The 13,737-nt window shown below is 73.1% G+C and carries 14 protein-coding genes; 6 read left to right on the top strand and 8 right to left on the bottom strand.

Going from position 1 to position 13,737, the window contains the following annotated elements:
* The first annotated feature begins 61 nt into the window (after positions 1–61).
* Positions 62–562 (top strand): pyridoxamine 5'-phosphate oxidase family protein, encoded by a 501-nt coding sequence (locus ACZ4Z1_RS04535; RefSeq protein ID WP_468485408.1) that lies wholly within the window; start codon positions 62–64, stop codon positions 560–562.
* A gap of 25 nt (positions 563–587) precedes the next feature.
* Here ACZ4Z1_RS04535 and ACZ4Z1_RS04530 read toward each other — a convergent pair whose 3' ends face one another.
* The 3 genes from ACZ4Z1_RS04530 to ACZ4Z1_RS04520 form a co-directional block, all read right to left on the bottom strand.
* Positions 588–947: a pyridoxamine 5'-phosphate oxidase family protein gene (locus tag ACZ4Z1_RS04530; RefSeq protein WP_468485092.1), complete on the bottom strand. Its 360-nt coding sequence runs from the start codon at positions 945–947 to the stop codon at positions 588–590.
* 21 nt (positions 948–968) lie between these two features.
* Entirely contained in the window at positions 969–1,505 is a 537-nt protein-coding gene (locus ACZ4Z1_RS04525) for a hypothetical protein (protein WP_468485091.1), read from the bottom strand.
* 102 nt (positions 1,506–1,607) lie between these two features.
* Complete coding sequence (locus ACZ4Z1_RS04520) at positions 1,608–2,129, bottom strand: GNAT family N-acetyltransferase (protein ID WP_468485090.1); 522 nt, start codon at positions 2,127–2,129, stop codon at positions 1,608–1,610.
* A 175-nt stretch (positions 2,130–2,304) separates the two neighbouring features.
* Here ACZ4Z1_RS04520 and ACZ4Z1_RS04515 point away from each other — a divergent pair, with 175 nt between their 5' ends.
* From ACZ4Z1_RS04515 to ACZ4Z1_RS04500, 4 genes are all read left to right on the top strand, one after another.
* Complete coding sequence (locus ACZ4Z1_RS04515; RefSeq protein WP_125055797.1) at positions 2,305–3,306, top strand: sigma-70 family RNA polymerase sigma factor; 1,002 nt, start codon at positions 2,305–2,307, stop codon at positions 3,304–3,306.
* A gap of 402 nt (positions 3,307–3,708) precedes the next feature.
* On the top strand, positions 3,709–4,479 hold the full coding sequence (locus tag ACZ4Z1_RS04510) for a DeoR/GlpR family DNA-binding transcription regulator (RefSeq protein WP_031008731.1): 771 nt from the start codon (positions 3,709–3,711) through the stop codon (positions 4,477–4,479).
* Positions 4,476–5,423 (top strand): 1-phosphofructokinase, encoded by a 948-nt coding sequence (gene pfkB, locus ACZ4Z1_RS04505; RefSeq protein WP_468485089.1) that lies wholly within the window; start codon positions 4,476–4,478, stop codon positions 5,421–5,423. The genes ACZ4Z1_RS04510 and pfkB overlap by 4 nt, the downstream gene beginning before the upstream one ends.
* Before the next feature lie 165 nt (positions 5,424–5,588).
* A complete protein-coding gene (locus tag ACZ4Z1_RS04500; protein ID WP_468485088.1) occupies positions 5,589–7,619 on the top strand; it encodes a PTS fructose transporter subunit IIABC in 2,031 nt (676 codons plus the stop codon).
* A gap of 80 nt (positions 7,620–7,699) precedes the next feature.
* Here the strand turns inward: ACZ4Z1_RS04500 and ACZ4Z1_RS04495 are convergent, their stop codons facing one another.
* Both ACZ4Z1_RS04495 and ACZ4Z1_RS04490 read right to left on the bottom strand, forming a co-directional pair.
* A complete protein-coding gene (locus ACZ4Z1_RS04495; protein WP_468485407.1) occupies positions 7,700–8,956 on the bottom strand; it encodes a L,D-transpeptidase in 1,257 nt (418 codons plus the stop codon).
* Between the two features lie 99 nt (positions 8,957–9,055).
* A complete protein-coding gene (locus ACZ4Z1_RS04490) occupies positions 9,056–10,270 on the bottom strand; it encodes a CaiB/BaiF CoA transferase family protein (protein ID WP_468485087.1) in 1,215 nt (404 codons plus the stop codon).
* Between the two features lie 312 nt (positions 10,271–10,582).
* Here ACZ4Z1_RS04490 and ACZ4Z1_RS04485 point away from each other — a divergent pair, with 312 nt between their 5' ends.
* Positions 10,583–10,876, top strand: coding sequence for a hypothetical protein (locus ACZ4Z1_RS04485; protein ID WP_468485086.1), 294 nt, complete (start codon positions 10,583–10,585; stop codon positions 10,874–10,876).
* Positions 10,877–10,900: 24 nt separating this feature from the next.
* Here ACZ4Z1_RS04485 and ACZ4Z1_RS04480 read toward each other — a convergent pair whose 3' ends face one another.
* From ACZ4Z1_RS04480 to ACZ4Z1_RS04470, 3 genes are all read right to left on the bottom strand, one after another.
* Positions 10,901–11,512 carry a YIP1 family protein gene (locus ACZ4Z1_RS04480; protein ID WP_468485085.1) on the bottom strand — a complete coding sequence of 204 codons (612 nt, stop codon included), beginning with the start codon at positions 11,510–11,512 and terminating at the stop codon, positions 10,901–10,903.
* A gap of 137 nt (positions 11,513–11,649) precedes the next feature.
* Positions 11,650–12,825 carry a P1 family peptidase gene (locus ACZ4Z1_RS04475; protein WP_468485084.1) on the bottom strand — a complete coding sequence of 392 codons (1,176 nt, stop codon included), beginning with the start codon at positions 12,823–12,825 and terminating at the stop codon, positions 11,650–11,652.
* 100 nt (positions 12,826–12,925) lie between these two features.
* Complete coding sequence (locus ACZ4Z1_RS04470; RefSeq protein ID WP_468485083.1) at positions 12,926–13,696, bottom strand: L,D-transpeptidase family protein; 771 nt, start codon at positions 13,694–13,696, stop codon at positions 12,926–12,928.
* Positions 13,697–13,737 lie beyond the last annotated feature (41 nt).

The raw sequence follows: 13,737 nt of genomic DNA, 5'->3' as shown, positions 1-13,737 counted from the left end.
CGATGAGGCACGTACAGGCGGCGAGACGGGCGAGGGCGGCGGCCGGGCCGAGGGCGGGGGACTGAGCTGGGCCGGGTTCGTGGCGGTGCAGCCGGGGCTGGCGCGGCAGGTGGAGACACGGTTCACCTGCGGGCCGCACGTCCTGGGCACGCTGCGCCGCGACGGCTCCCCGCGCCTCACCGGCATCGAGGCGGACTTCCGCTTCGGCGAACTGTGGCTGGGGATGATGGTCCGCTCCCGTAAGGCGCTGGACCTGCGGCGCGACCCGCGGTTCGCGCTGCACACGAGTCCGGGGGCCGGCACGGAGGCGGCGGGCGGTGACGTACGGGTCGCCGGGCGGGCCGTGGAGGTGACCGACCCGGCGCTGCTCGCGCGGTACGTGGCGGAGACGAAGCCGCCGGAACCGTTCCACCTGTTCCGGACGGAGCTGACCGAGGTGATCCGTACGTACGTCGAGGACCCGCACCTCGTGCTGGAGACCTGGCGACCCGGCGGCCCCCTGCGCATCATCCGGCGGGGGAACGGCACCGAGCCGCCCGAGGTCGGCGTCGCGGCCGGGTAGGCCGGCGGGCCGGCGGCTGTGCGGGTCAGGAGACCCGGCGGGAGCGGGCGCCCGCTGCCGTCCGCCTCCAGGTGCCGGCTGTTGACGGCAGCGGGTGGACGCGGATGACCTCGTTGCCGAAGAACTCCGGGGCCATCGGCGGCGCGTCCGGCGTCAGTATTTCGGCCCGGCCGCGGATCTCCACGCCACGGCCCCAGCCGTGGGCGATCGGGTTGTCGGCCGGGGCCATGTCGTCGATGAGCAGGGAAACCCGCGTACGGGCCGCCGCGTTGCGGTACTTCTGACTCGCACTCAGCTCGGGGCTGCCGATGTCGATGGTGTCGTCGTCATCGAGAACGAAGCCGGCGGGGCGGGTGTTCGCCCACCTGCCGGGTGTCCGCTCCAACTGCTTTCTCCGCTACCCGCCTCAGTGGGACGGGTGTGCCCCGTGTGTCCGGCGTGGGCGGTGTTGGCCGTGGGGCTCTCGGGTGCGGTGGGTGCGGAAGACGTACAGGGAGACGGCGAACATCACCGCGCCCATGATCAGTCCCATGCGCACCGACTCCAGGATGGAGGGCCCGGAAGCGTGGGAGATGCTGTACAGGTAGCCCATCGCGACACCGAAGAGCACTCCGTACGACAGGGCCCGCACCTCGGTGACCAGCGTCGACTGGACGCTCACCAGCGCCAGGCCGAGGGCTCCGCTGACCAGGGCCGTGATCAGCCCCAGCAGCCAGGCGTGGCCCAGTGAGGAGCCGCTGGTGCGGTCGACGAAGACGGTCCACAGACCGTAGAGGACCGCCGCGGCGACGGGCAGGGCCAGGGCGGTGGTGGACATGCCGTGCCGCTTCGAGCGCGCGGTGTCCGAGTCCGGGGTGTTCGCGTGCGACGCGGGCCGGGACCGTGACGTGGGCCCGGACCCCGGGTCCGCGGTGGCGCCGTGCCGGTGGACGGGTGTCTCCATGACGGGCTCCTCTCACTCGCCCCCGTCTTCCAGGCGACACCCGGGCCCCGCCACCGTCAACTGGAGGGGCTGATCCCGGCCCGGAGGCGCGGTGTCGTGCGCTCAGTCCAGGTGCTTCTCGTACCAGGCCACGTCCCAGTAACGGCCGAACTTGCGGCCGACCTCGCCGTACGTACCGACGTGCCGGAAGCCGAAGCGGGTGTGCAGCCGGACCGATGCCTCGTTGGGCAGGGCGATGCCCGCGTACGCGCGGTGCACGTCCTCGTCCGCCAGCGCCTCGAAGAGCGCCTTGTACAGCAGCGTGCCGACGCCGCGGCCGACGGCCTCGCGCGCGCAGTAGACACTGACCTCCACCGAGGTGGCATAGGCCGGCTTGATCCGGAAAGGGCTACTGGACACATGACCCAGGAGACTCCGGTTCGTCCGGTCCCGGGCAACCAGAAGGCGGTGCGGGCCGTCTTCCGGGTGGGAGAGCAACCACGAGCGGCGCTGCTCGGGGGTGAAGGGCTCCGTGTCGAAGGTGATGGACGTCTCACGGACGTAGTGGTTGTAGAGGTCCGTGAGGCTGCCGAGGTCGGCCTCGGTGGCCGCCCTGACCTGCACTTCCCCGTCCCCCGGCGACATCCGGCCTCCTCGGTGAGGGACGCAGGGTACTGCATGATCACGAAAATAGGTGTGCGGCAGGGGAATTCTGTCCGGATTCCAGCCGTTGTTTCCTTCGGAAGGGGTACTCGGGCCACACACCCGGTGTCCCACCGCCACCATCCCGCGACCGACTCATCGCAAAGGGAGCACACGCATGGCAACCCGTGCCGTCGCCCGACGTCAGGCCACCAGCAGCGGTGCTGACGGGGCCAACAGTGTTCGCGCCGTAGGCGGGGAGATCGCCGACCGCGACCTGGTCGGCATGTACCTCGACGAGATCGCGCGAACACCCCTGCTCGACGCCGCCAGGGAGGTCGAGCTGTCCCAGACCATCGAGGCGGGTGTCTACGCCCGGCAAATCCTCGACGGGACCGTCGATGACGGCAACGCCGCCGGCGGCACCCGCGAGGAGCTCGAAGCGCTGGCCGAAGAGGCCGAGAAGGCCAAGGACATCTTCATCCGCTCCAACCTGCGCCTGGTCGTGGCGGTCGCCCGCCGCTATCCGCGCGCCGGCCTGCCCCTGCTCGACCTGATCCAGGAGGGCAACGCGGGCCTGGTCCGCGCGGTCGAGAAGTTCGACTACGCGAAGGGCTTCAAGTTCTCCACGTACGCGACGTGGTGGATCCGCCAGGCCATCACCCGCTCCATCGCGGACCAGTCGCGCACCATCCGGCTTCCCGTCCACCTCGTGGAGGAGCTGGGCCGCATCCGCCGCGTGCAGCGCGAGTTCAACCGGGAGAACGGCCGCGACCCGGAGCCCGCCGAGGTCGCGCAGGAGCTGGGCTCCACGCCCGAGCGCGTCACGGACGTCCTGGACTGGGCCCGCGACCCGGTCAGCCTGAACATGTCCGTGGACGACGAGGGCGACACCCAGTTCGGCGACCTGCTGGAGGACACCTCCGCGGCCTCGCCCGAGCAGTCCGTCCTGACGCTGCTGCGCAGCGAGGAGCTGGAGGACCTGATCGACCGGCTCGACCACCGTACGGCTTCGATCATCAAGGCGCGGTACGGCATCGAGGACGGCCGCGAGCGGACCCTCACCGAGGTCGGCAAGCAGCACGGCCTGACGCGTGAGCGGATCCGGCAGATAGAGAAGCACGCGCTGCTGGAGCTGAAGCGGATGGCGCGCGACACGGGGTTCGACGCTGCGGCGTAGGGGCGTTCGCGCCCCGGCCCCGGCCGTAGTGGCCGGGTCCGTGTTCCCCGCCTGGTCAGTGGTGGCCTGACCGGGTGCGGTGGCGTGGCTGGTGGCTCCGCGCCCCGAGCCGATCCCTTCCCCCATGGACGAGCCCCGGTGCCGACCCCCCCTCGGCGCCGGGGCTCTTTGCTGTGCCTGCTGTGGTTCCAGTTGTGCTGCTCCTGCCGCGCTGTTCCTGCTGGGCGGCTGTTCCCGCTGTGCGTTTGTCTGCCCGGCACGTCAGCCCGGCCGACGCACGCGTCTGCCTACTCATGCCCGTTTGGGTCCGACGCGTGTCCGACTGTGTTTACTTCCTGTCCATACCGTCGTACCTTGGGCGTGAAACCACACGGTCGGGCACGAGGCAGGCGCGAAACCACCATGTACGCAGCGGAGCGGCAGCAGGAGATCCTGCGACTGGCGCGCGAGAGCGGGCGGGTCGACGTCCTCTCGCTCGCCGAGGAGTTCCAGGTCACCGCCGAGACCGTACGCCGGGACCTGAAGGCCCTGGACCGGGCCGGCCTGGTCCGCCGGGTGCACGGCGGAGCCATCCCCGCCGGGCGGCTGGACTTCGAGCCGGACCTCGCCGAACGGGACACCGTCGCCGCCGACGAGAAGCAGCGCATCGCGCGGGCCGCGCTCGCCGAACTGCCCGGCGGCTCGGCCCCCGGCAGCGTGATCCTCGACGCGGGCACCACGGCCGCGCGGATCGCCGCCGAACTGCCCCTGGAGGCCGAGCTGACCGTCGTCACGCACGCCCTCCCGGTGGCCGCGCGGCTGGCCGACCACCCCGGCCTCACCCTCCACCTCGTCGGCGGCCGCATCCGGCACCGTACGCGGGCCGCGGTCGACGACTGGGCGCTGCGCGCCTACCGCGAGATCAACGCGGACGTGGTCTTCCTGGCGACCAACGGCTTCTCCCTGGAGGGCGGCCTGACCACCCCCGACCTCGCCGAGGCGGCCGTGAAGCGGGCGGCGGTCGCCGCCGCGCGGCGGGTCGTGCTCGTCGCGGACAGCAGCAAGTTCGGGCAGGTGCACTTCGCCCGCTTCGGCGGACTGGACGACGTGGACCTGCTCGTCACCGACACCGGGCTCAGCCCCGACGACGCCCTCGCCATCGAGCGCGCGGGCACGGAAGTAGTGCGCGCATGATCCTCACCGTCACCCCCAACCCCAGTCTGGACCGTACGTACGAGATCCCCGCACTGGAGCGCGGCGCCGTGCTGCGGGCCACCGGGGACCGGATCGACCCGGGCGGCAAGGGCGTCAACGTCTCCCGGGCCGTCGCGGCGGCCGGGCACCGCACGCTGGCCGTCCTGCCGCTCGGCGGGCCCGCGGGCGCGGCGCTGGGCGGGCTGCTAGGGGCGGAGGGGATCGAGGTCGCGGGCGTACCGGTCGCCGGGCAGACCCGGTCGAACATCTCCGCCGTCGAACCGGACGGCACCCTCACCAAGATCAACGCGGCGGGCCCCGAACTGACGGCCGACGAGTCGCGGGCGCTGCTCGACACCGTACGCACCCGGTCGGCCGGAGCGGACTGGATCGCCTGCTGCGGCAGCCTGCCGCGCGGCCTGGCGCCCTCCTGGTACGCGGAACTGGTCGCCCAGGTCCACCGGGCCGGGGCGCGGATCGCCCTGGACACGTCCGGGCCGTCGCTGACCGCCGCGCTGCGCGCCCGGCCGGACGTCGTCAAGCCCAACGCCGAGGAACTGGCCCAGGCGGTGGGCCGCCCGCTGCGCACCGTCGGCGACGCGGTCGAAGCCGCGCGGGAACTGCGCGCCCTGGGCGCGGGCGCGGTGCTCGCCTCCCTCGGCGCGGACGGACAGCTCCTCGTCGACGAGGACGGGGAGTACTTCGCCTGCGCGCCGGTCGCCACCGTACGCAGCAACGTGGGCGCGGGCGACGCGTCGCTGGCCGGATTCCTGGCGGCGGGCGGAACGGGCGTACGGGCTCTGGCCGCGGCCGTGGCGTACGGGGCGGCGGCGGTGCAGTTGCCGGGGAGCGCGATGCCGGCGCCGAAGGATCTCGATCCTTCGGCGGTGGTGGTGGCCGGGACCGTGCCGCTGGAGACGGTGCTGCGGGAGCCGGTGGGGTGAGCCGGGTGCGGCGGCCTCCGGCGCCGGGTGGGCGCGCGTTCCCTCGCTCCGCTCGTCCCCAAGCGCCGGACGGGCTCGATGTGGCAGGGCCGGGACCGGCTGTGTTCGAGCGGGCCGGTCCCGTCGGGACCGGACGTGAACGTGATGCGAGCGAAGGAGCCCGCGATGAGTGAACTGATCACCGCGGAACTGGTCGACCTCGACCTGTCCGCCGAGAGCAAGGAAGCGGCCGCGCGGTCGCTGGCGGAGCGGATGGCCGGGCTCGGCCGGGTCACCGACCTGGACGGCTTCCTCGCGGACGTGGCCGCGCGCGAGGCCCAGATGCCGACCGGCCTGGACGGCGGCATCGGCATACCGCACTGCCGCAGCGCCCATGTCACCGAGCCGACGCTCGCCTTCGGGCGCAGCGCCGCCGGCATCGACTTCGGCGCCGCCGACGGCCCGGCCGACCTGGTCTTCCTGATCGCGGCACCGGCGGGCGGCGACGCTGACCATCTCTCCATCCTGTCGACGCTGGCCCGCCACCTGATGGACGAGGAGTTCACGGGCGCGCTGCGTGCGGCGGACGACCCGGCGGCGGCATCGGCGCTCATCCGCGGGGACGCGCCGGCGGAGGCGTCGGAGGTGTCCGAGGAGGGCGGGCCCGCAGCGCCCGAAGAGCCGCCCGCCGACACGGAAACCCCGGCTCCGGCCGCGACGGGAACCACCGCCCCCTTCCGCATCGTCGCCGTCACCTCCTGCCCCACCGGCATCGCCCACACCTACATGGCCGCCGAAGCGCTGGCCAAGGCGGGCAAGGAGGCCGGTGTCGAACTGGTCGTGGAGACGCAGGGGTCGGCCGGGTTCAAGCGGCTGGATCCGGAGGTGGTCGCCGCGGCGGACGGCGTGATCTTCGCGCACGATGTGGAGGTGCGCGACAAGGCCCGGTTCGCCGGGAAGCCCACGGTCGACGTCGGCGTGAAGGCCGGCGTCAACCGGCCCGCCGAACTGATCGCGGAGGTACGGGAGAAGGCCGCCAGGGGGGACACCGCCGCCCCCGCGGCGGCCGGACCCGCGCCCATGGACCGGGACGGCGAGGCGGGCGACGGCTTCGGCACCCGGCTGCGCAAGTGGCTGATGACCGGCGTCAGCTACATGGTGCCGTTCGTCGCCGCGGGCGGCCTGCTGATCGCGTTGGCCTTCGCGATCGGCGGGTACGGGATCAACAAGGCGCCGTCCGTCGCCGAGCACTTCGTGTGGAGCGAGTCCACGAGCTGGGCGGCGCTGCTCTTCCAGGTCGGCAACGTCGCGTTCGGCTTCCTCGTCCCCGTCCTGGCGGGCTTCATCGCGTACGGCATGGCCGACCGGCCGGGCCTGGTACCGGGCTTCGTCGGCGGCTCGATCGCCCTGACCGTCAACGCGGGCTTCCTCGGCGGGCTGATCGCCGGTCTGCTCGCGGGTGCGGTGGTGATGGCGGTGCAGCGGGTCGAGGTGCCGTCCGCGCTGCGCGGGATCATGCCGGTCGTCGTCATCCCGCTGATCTCGTCGGCGGTCGTCGGGTTCCTGATGTTCCTGGTGGTCGGCAAGCCCGTCGCCGCGCTCCAGAAGGCCCTGACCGACTGGCTGAGCGGACTGTCCGGCGCGAACGCCGTCATTCTGGGCGTCATCCTGGGCCTGATGATGACGTTCGACCTCGGCGGCCCGCTCAACAAGGTGGCGTACGCCTTCGCCGTGGGCGGCCTCGCCCACCCCAACGACGGCAGCCTGAAGGTGATGGCCGCGGCGATGGCGGCCGGCATGGTGCCGCCGCTGGCGATGGCGCTGGCCACGACCGTACGCGGCCGCCTGTTCACCCGTACCGAACGGGAGAACGGCAAGGCGGCCTGGGTGCTGGGGGCCTCCTTCATCACCGAGGGCGCGATCCCCTTCGCCGCGGCCGACCCGCTGCGCGTCATCCCGTCCGCGATGACGGGCGGCGCGGTGACCGGCGCCCTGTCGATGGCCTTCGGCTGCACCCTGCGCGCCCCGCACGGCGGCATCTTCGTCGTCCCGCTGATCGGCCGGCCGCTCCTGTACCTGGTGGCCGTGGCAGCCGGTACGGCGGTCACCACCGCCCTGGTCATCCTCCTGAAGGGCCTGCGGAAGACGGACGAGCCGCAGCCCGGTGCCGAGCATGCCTCCCGGACTCCGGCCGACAGCACGCCGGTGGCGGCCTGACCGTACGGAGCCCGGCACGACGGTGGCCGGCCCCCTCCCGGGGACCGGCCACCCTCATGACGTGAGAGGCGTACGCGGGATCAGGCCGCGCTGCCCGCCTGCCACTCGCTCCACGACATGTTCCAGCCGTTGAGGCCGTTGTCCGGCTTGACGGTCTTGTCGGGGGAGTTCTTGACGACCACGACGTCACCGATGAGGGAGTTGTCGAAGAACCAGCTGCCGTTGGTGTTGCCGCCGCCGCCCTTGTTGTCCTGGAGGCCGACGCAGCCGTGGCTGGTGCCGGCCCGGCCGAAGATCGACGGGCTGCCCCAGTAGTTGCCGTGGATGAACGTGCCGGAGGACGACAGGCGCATCGCGTGCGGGACGTCCTTGATGTCGTACTCGCCGCCGAAGCCGACGGTGGAGCCGTCCATCCGGGTCTGCTCGAACTTCTCCGAGATGACCATCTGGCCGTTGTACGTCGGGTTCTTCGCGCTGCCGCCCGAGATCGGCACGGACTTGATCGTCTTGCCGTCGCGGACCACCGTCATGGTCTGGGTGTCCATGTCGACGGTGGAGACCTGGGAACGGCCGATGGTGAAGGTCACCGTCTTGGACTGCACACCGGTGATGCCCTGGCCGCCCTTGACCCCGTCCAGGTCGATCTTGAGGGTGACCTTGGAGCCGGCCTTCCAGTACTGCTCGGGACGGAAGTCCAGGCGCTGGGAGCCGAACCAGTGACCGACGACCTTCTGGCCGCTGCTGGAGGTCACCGTGATGTGGGACTGGACGTCCTTCTTGTTGGTGATCACCTTGTCGAAGTTGAAGGACACCGGCATGCCGACGCCGACGGTCTTGCCGCCGTCGGGCGTGTAGGAGCCGATGAAGCTGTTCTTCGAGGAGACGGTGGTGAAGGTGGCGTTCTCGGTGGCCGCCCGGCCCTTGCCGTCCTTGGCGTTGGCGACCAGCTTGTACTTGGTGCCCCGCTCCAGCTGGCCCGACGGCTTCCAGGAGGAACCGTCGGCGGATATCGCGCCCTTGACCGCCGCGCCGTTGTCCACCTGGACGAGCTTGACGTCGGTCAGCTTGCCGCCGCTGACCTTCACTCCGGTGTCGTTGATGCTGGCGTTGGTGGCGCCGTCCTTCGACGTGACCGAGATCTTCGCCTCGGAGGCGTCCTTGGCGGCCGCGGCGTCCGCGCCGGCCTGGTCCTTGCCGTCCTTGCCACCGGCCGAGGCGTCACCGCCGCAGGCGGACAGGGCCAGGGCGCCGGCAGCGAGGAGGGAGGCCGCCGCGAGACCGCGACGCAGCCGGCGCTTGGTGCGGGACGGTGCGGGCGGCGCGGTGTTGTCCGGCATTGTCACGGGCTGCTCCATGCAAGGGTGTTGTCAGTCAGTGCTGGTAAACAGCAACTACGGGCGGGTTTGGTTGCACTCCCGACACTGTTGTGATGAACGTCACAGCAGAGGTGGGGGAGGGGCGTCGGCCGGGCCGGACAGCCAGGCGCGTACGGACTCGCCGTGCTCGTCCAGGGCGGGCGGCGCGCACGGTGCGGTGACCGGCGTGGCGGACAGCCGCAGCGGGCTGCGTACCTGCGGGGTGCGGTCCGCGCCGACCGGCACGACCGGGTCCAGGCCCAGCCGTTCGGCCAGCGCGAGCGCTTCGCCGACGGTGTTGACCGGGCCGCACGGCACGGACACGGCGGCCAGCCGCTCGGTCCAGACCGCGGGCGTCTCCGCCGCCAGCCGCTCCTCCAGCTCCTTGACCAGTTCGGTGCGGTGGCGCACCCGGTCCTGGTTGCGCGCGAAGCGCTCGTCGTCGGCGAGGCCCGGCGCGCCGAGCGCCTGTGCCAGCGCCCGGAACTGCCGGTCGTTGCCGACCGCGACGGCCAGCGGCTCACCGTCCCGGCAGGCCAGCGTCTCGTACGGGGCGATGCTCGGGTGCCGGTTGCCCATCGGGCCCGGATCGCGGCCGGTGGCCAGCCGCCCGGACGTCTGGTTGACCAGCGAACCGAGCAGCGAGGACAGCAGGTTGACCTCGACGTGCTGCCCCTGCCCCGTACGGTCGCGGTGGCGCAGCGCGGCCAGGACGGCGGTGGTGGCGTCCTTGGCGGTCAGGACGTCGACGAGCGCGACGCCCGCCTTCAGCGGCGGGCCGCCCGGTTCGCCGGTGATGCTCATCAGGCCGCCGACGGCCTGCACGACGAAGTCGTAGCCCGGCAGGCGGGAGCCGGCGCCGAAGCCGGTGATCGAGCAGTGCACCAGGCCGGGGTGGGCGGTGAGGGTCGCCGCCGGGTCCAGGCCGTGGCGGGCGAGCGCGCCGGGCCGGAAGTTCTCGATCAGTACGTCGGCCCGGCGGGCCAGTTCCCGGGCCGCCGCCGCGTCGTCCGGGTCGGCGAGGTCCAGGGCGAGGCCGCGCTTGGAGCGGTTGGCGGCGTCGAAGTACGCGGCTGTGCCGTCGGCGGAGAAGGGTGGTCCCCAGGCGCGGGTGTCGTCGCCGGAGCCGGGCCGCTCCACCTTGATCACGTCGGCGCCCAGGTCGGCCAGCGTGGCGGCGGCCAGCGGGCCGGCCAGGACGCGGCTGAAGTCGGCCACGAGGACGCCTTCGAGGGCCTTGGGGGTGGTGTCTGCCGGGGGTGTCGGGGTGGGGCGGGGTGCGGTCGGCTGCGGCACGTACGTACTCCTCACGTGGGGAGGCGGTGTGCCACATGCTCGTGGACGATCTTGGGCGGGGGAAGGGGGCGTCGGCGGCGGGAGAGGGGCAAGGCGGCGTCTGCGTACGGGTGGTGTGGGTGAAACGTTGGGAGGCCGGGCGGGTGGTGCGGAGGTGTGGGTGCGGTGTGGGAGTTACGTCACGTGTGGGGCGTAAGTCCGTTCAATCCCCTGACGGAAGTCCCTGACATGGTGTCTACTACAGGAGTCCGCCCCGCCGGGGCCCGCACTGGCCCGGAACCGCACCGTCGCGCACCCGACCTGGAGGACCGCATGCTCCCCTCCGTTCCGCTCCTCCAGCAGATCGGCCTGGCCATCCTGCTCACCGTCACCGTCGGGTGGGCCGTCAGCCAGGCCCGGATCATGCGCCGGCACCGCTACGGGGCCCCCTCCGGGAACGCCGGCTTCGGGACGGCTTCCAGGAACGGCACGAGACCGCTGCTGCGCGCCGTGCCGCCGCAGACCGGCCCGGCCGGACCGCCGTCCGAGCGTGTGGAGCTGAGCGCCGCCGAGCGCGAGGCCTTCGCCGGACTCGTACGGCAACTGGACGGCAACGAGCGGCACTGAGCGGAGAGGCCGGGTGCTCCGGCCTCAGCGCACCGGCCCCAGCTTCAGCAGCGCCAGCGAGGCCAGCATCTGCACCGCGACCGCCACCGCCGCCTTGACGGTGGACAGATGGTGCTGGCCCCGGATGAGCAGGATGGCCAGCAGACAGCCGAAGCCCCACGTCGTCCAGGCCACGGCCTGCACGAGCGTCGAGCCGTGCGGCAGCCACGTGGCGAGCACCAGCCGCGGCAGATCGGTGATCCAGAACAGCACGACGAACAGGCTGACCGTCGGCTCGAACCTGCCGTTCCCGCCGATGGTGCGCGCTATGGCGTGGGTGACCATGCCCAGCGCGAGACTGGCGGCCAGGACGCCCGCCTCCGCGATGGCCGCCAGCTCCAGCGCCTGGTTCCGGTCCATCGCCCACAGCTTGCGGAAGGCGTCCACCGACACGATGCCGAGGGCGCCGCTGATCAGGCACAGCAGGACGGCCGCGCTCCAGGCGCTGCGGTCGCGCGCCTCGTCCATCACCTCGACCGGCCGGTACCAGAGGCCGAGGAACAGGCGGTGCCACCACAGCCGCCGGGGCCGCCGCGGCGGCCCCGGTTTCCTGGGCGACGGCTGGACGAGCGTGGGAGGAGGCGGCGGCGCGGACATATGGCCCGTTCTACCACCGCGGTCAGGAGGGCGGCCGCGACGGGTGGCGGTCCGGGGACGAGGGGCCGGGGTCTCAGGACGACGGGTGCAGGCCTCGGCGTGAGGGGCTACGAAGGGCTGCAAAGGCCCACGAGGGTCTACGCCGGGTAGAGGTCGCGGTACGACGGGAAGTGGCCGCCCGGAGTGTCCACCGTCTCCGCCGCCAGCACGGCCTTGACCACGGCGCGGGTCAGCACGTCGGCCCCGGCGGACAGGATCTCGTTGAGGGCGGCGGCCTCGGCGAGCGCCCCGAACACCGGGTCGGCGGCGGCCGCTTCCGGCGCCGGCGGGCCGTCACCGGTGGCGAGCGCGAAGACCGTGTCGCCGTCGGTGAGCAGGTGTGCCGGGCGTACGGCGCGGGCCAGCCCGTCGTGTGCGGTGCCCGCCAGCTTCTGTGCCTGGGCGCGGGTCAGGGCCGCGTCGGTCGCGACGACGGCGAGGGTGGTGTTCAGGGGCGGGCGTACGGAGGCGGCCGAGCGTCGCTCGGAAGCGGTACGGGCCTCGGCGAGGCGGCGCTGCGCGTCGGCGTGCGCCTCGGGGGAGGGCAGACCGGAACCGGCGCCGGCTCCGGGCGCCGCCTCCGCGCACACGTCCCCGTACTGCCCGTACAGCACACCGGTACGTGGGTCGACCACCGACCCCGCCGCGTTGACGGCCGCCAGCGCGGCGACCGTGACACCCGACGGCAGGACCAGGCTCGCGGTGCCGATGGCGCCCTTCACGCCGCCGGCCACCGCGCCCGTACCGGCGCCGATGTTGCCCTGCCGGGCGGGCGCGTTCAGATCCGTGGCGGCGGCGTCCTCGATGGCGGCGCGGCCCAGGGCGGCGTCCGGGCGGGCGTGCCAGTCGCCGCCGCGTCCCAGGTCGAACAGGGCCGCTGCCGGTACGACGGGGACGACCTGCGCCGGGTCCGGGCCGACGCGGTAGCCGCGGCCCTGCTCCGCCAGCCAGGCCACCGCTCCGGAGGCGGCGTCCAGGCCGAAGGCGCTGCCGCCGGTGAGGACGACGGCCTCGATGCGCTGGACCAGGTTGCGCGGATCCAGGGCGTCCGTCTCGCGGGTGCCGGGGCCGCCGCCGCGTACGTCCACGGCGGCGATGACGCCGCCCTCGGGCGCCAGGACGACGGTGGTGCCCGTCAGGCATCCGTCCCCGACGCGCTGCGCGTGACCCACCCGCAGCCCGGTGACGTCGGTCAACGCGTCCCGGGGGCCGGGGCGTTGCGGTGCTGCCTCGGGCGCGAAGGCGGAGGCGGGATGCTGGGTGTCGTCGGCCATGGCACATGCGTACCACGGGTGACGCGGGGTGGTAAGGGGCGTCCTGGCCGGTACGGCCGTGGCGGCCGCAGGGCCGCGTACGGCGGGCGGCGGGCCGGTGTCAGTGGCCTGCCGGGCCCATCACGACGACCGGGTGCTGTGCCGGGTCCAGCGTGCGCAGCAGCTCCCGCATCACCTCGGGCTTGAGGCTGATGCAGCCCTGCGTGGGGCCGTTGTGGTCGACGTGCAGCCAGACGCCGCCGCCCTTCGCGGCACCCTGCGGGCGGCGCTGGTCCAGGGGCGAGGAGCCCTTGACCCGGTTGTAGTCGATGGCGATGACGTAGTCGAAGGCGCCGCCCAGCGGCTCGCCCTCGACGCCGGTGCCGTGCGCGACGAAGCTGTCGTTGCGGTCGTACGGCAGCTTGGTGCCCTGTGGCGGCGCCAGCTTGCCGCCCGCGTCGCTGAGCGTGAACACGCCCTGCGGTGAGCGCAGGTCGCCGTAGTGATGGTCCTTGGTCCAGCCCCGGGACGCGTTGTGCGCCGCCCAGCGGGTGCCGGGCCGCCAGTCGTCCGAGTCCTCGGCGCGGGTGTAGAGCACGACGGAGGAGTCGTGCGCGTCCGGGGCCTGGCCCGTGACGACGAGGACCTGCCGGGAATCGGCCGGGATCTGCTTGCGGGTGGCGTCGCTCAGGCCCGGGATCGCGCGTGGCGCGGGTGCGGCGGTGCCGCCGGCGACGTGGAGCGCGGGGGCGTCCGGAGCGGAGGGGGCCGGCCGGGCCTGGTCGGTGCGGTGACCGTCGTGGTCGTCGCCGGAGGCGGGCCAGGCCCACAGTGCGGTGCCCACGAGTGTGGTCAGGGCGAGGCCGCTCACGGCCTTGCCGCGACGGGTCATCCTTATTCGCGTACCGGTTGGCTGGGCGTGGCGGGCAGCCA

The organism is Streptomyces sp. NPDC030165 (assembly GCF_055573595.1).
This window is presented reverse-complemented; position numbering and strand designations above follow the sequence as displayed.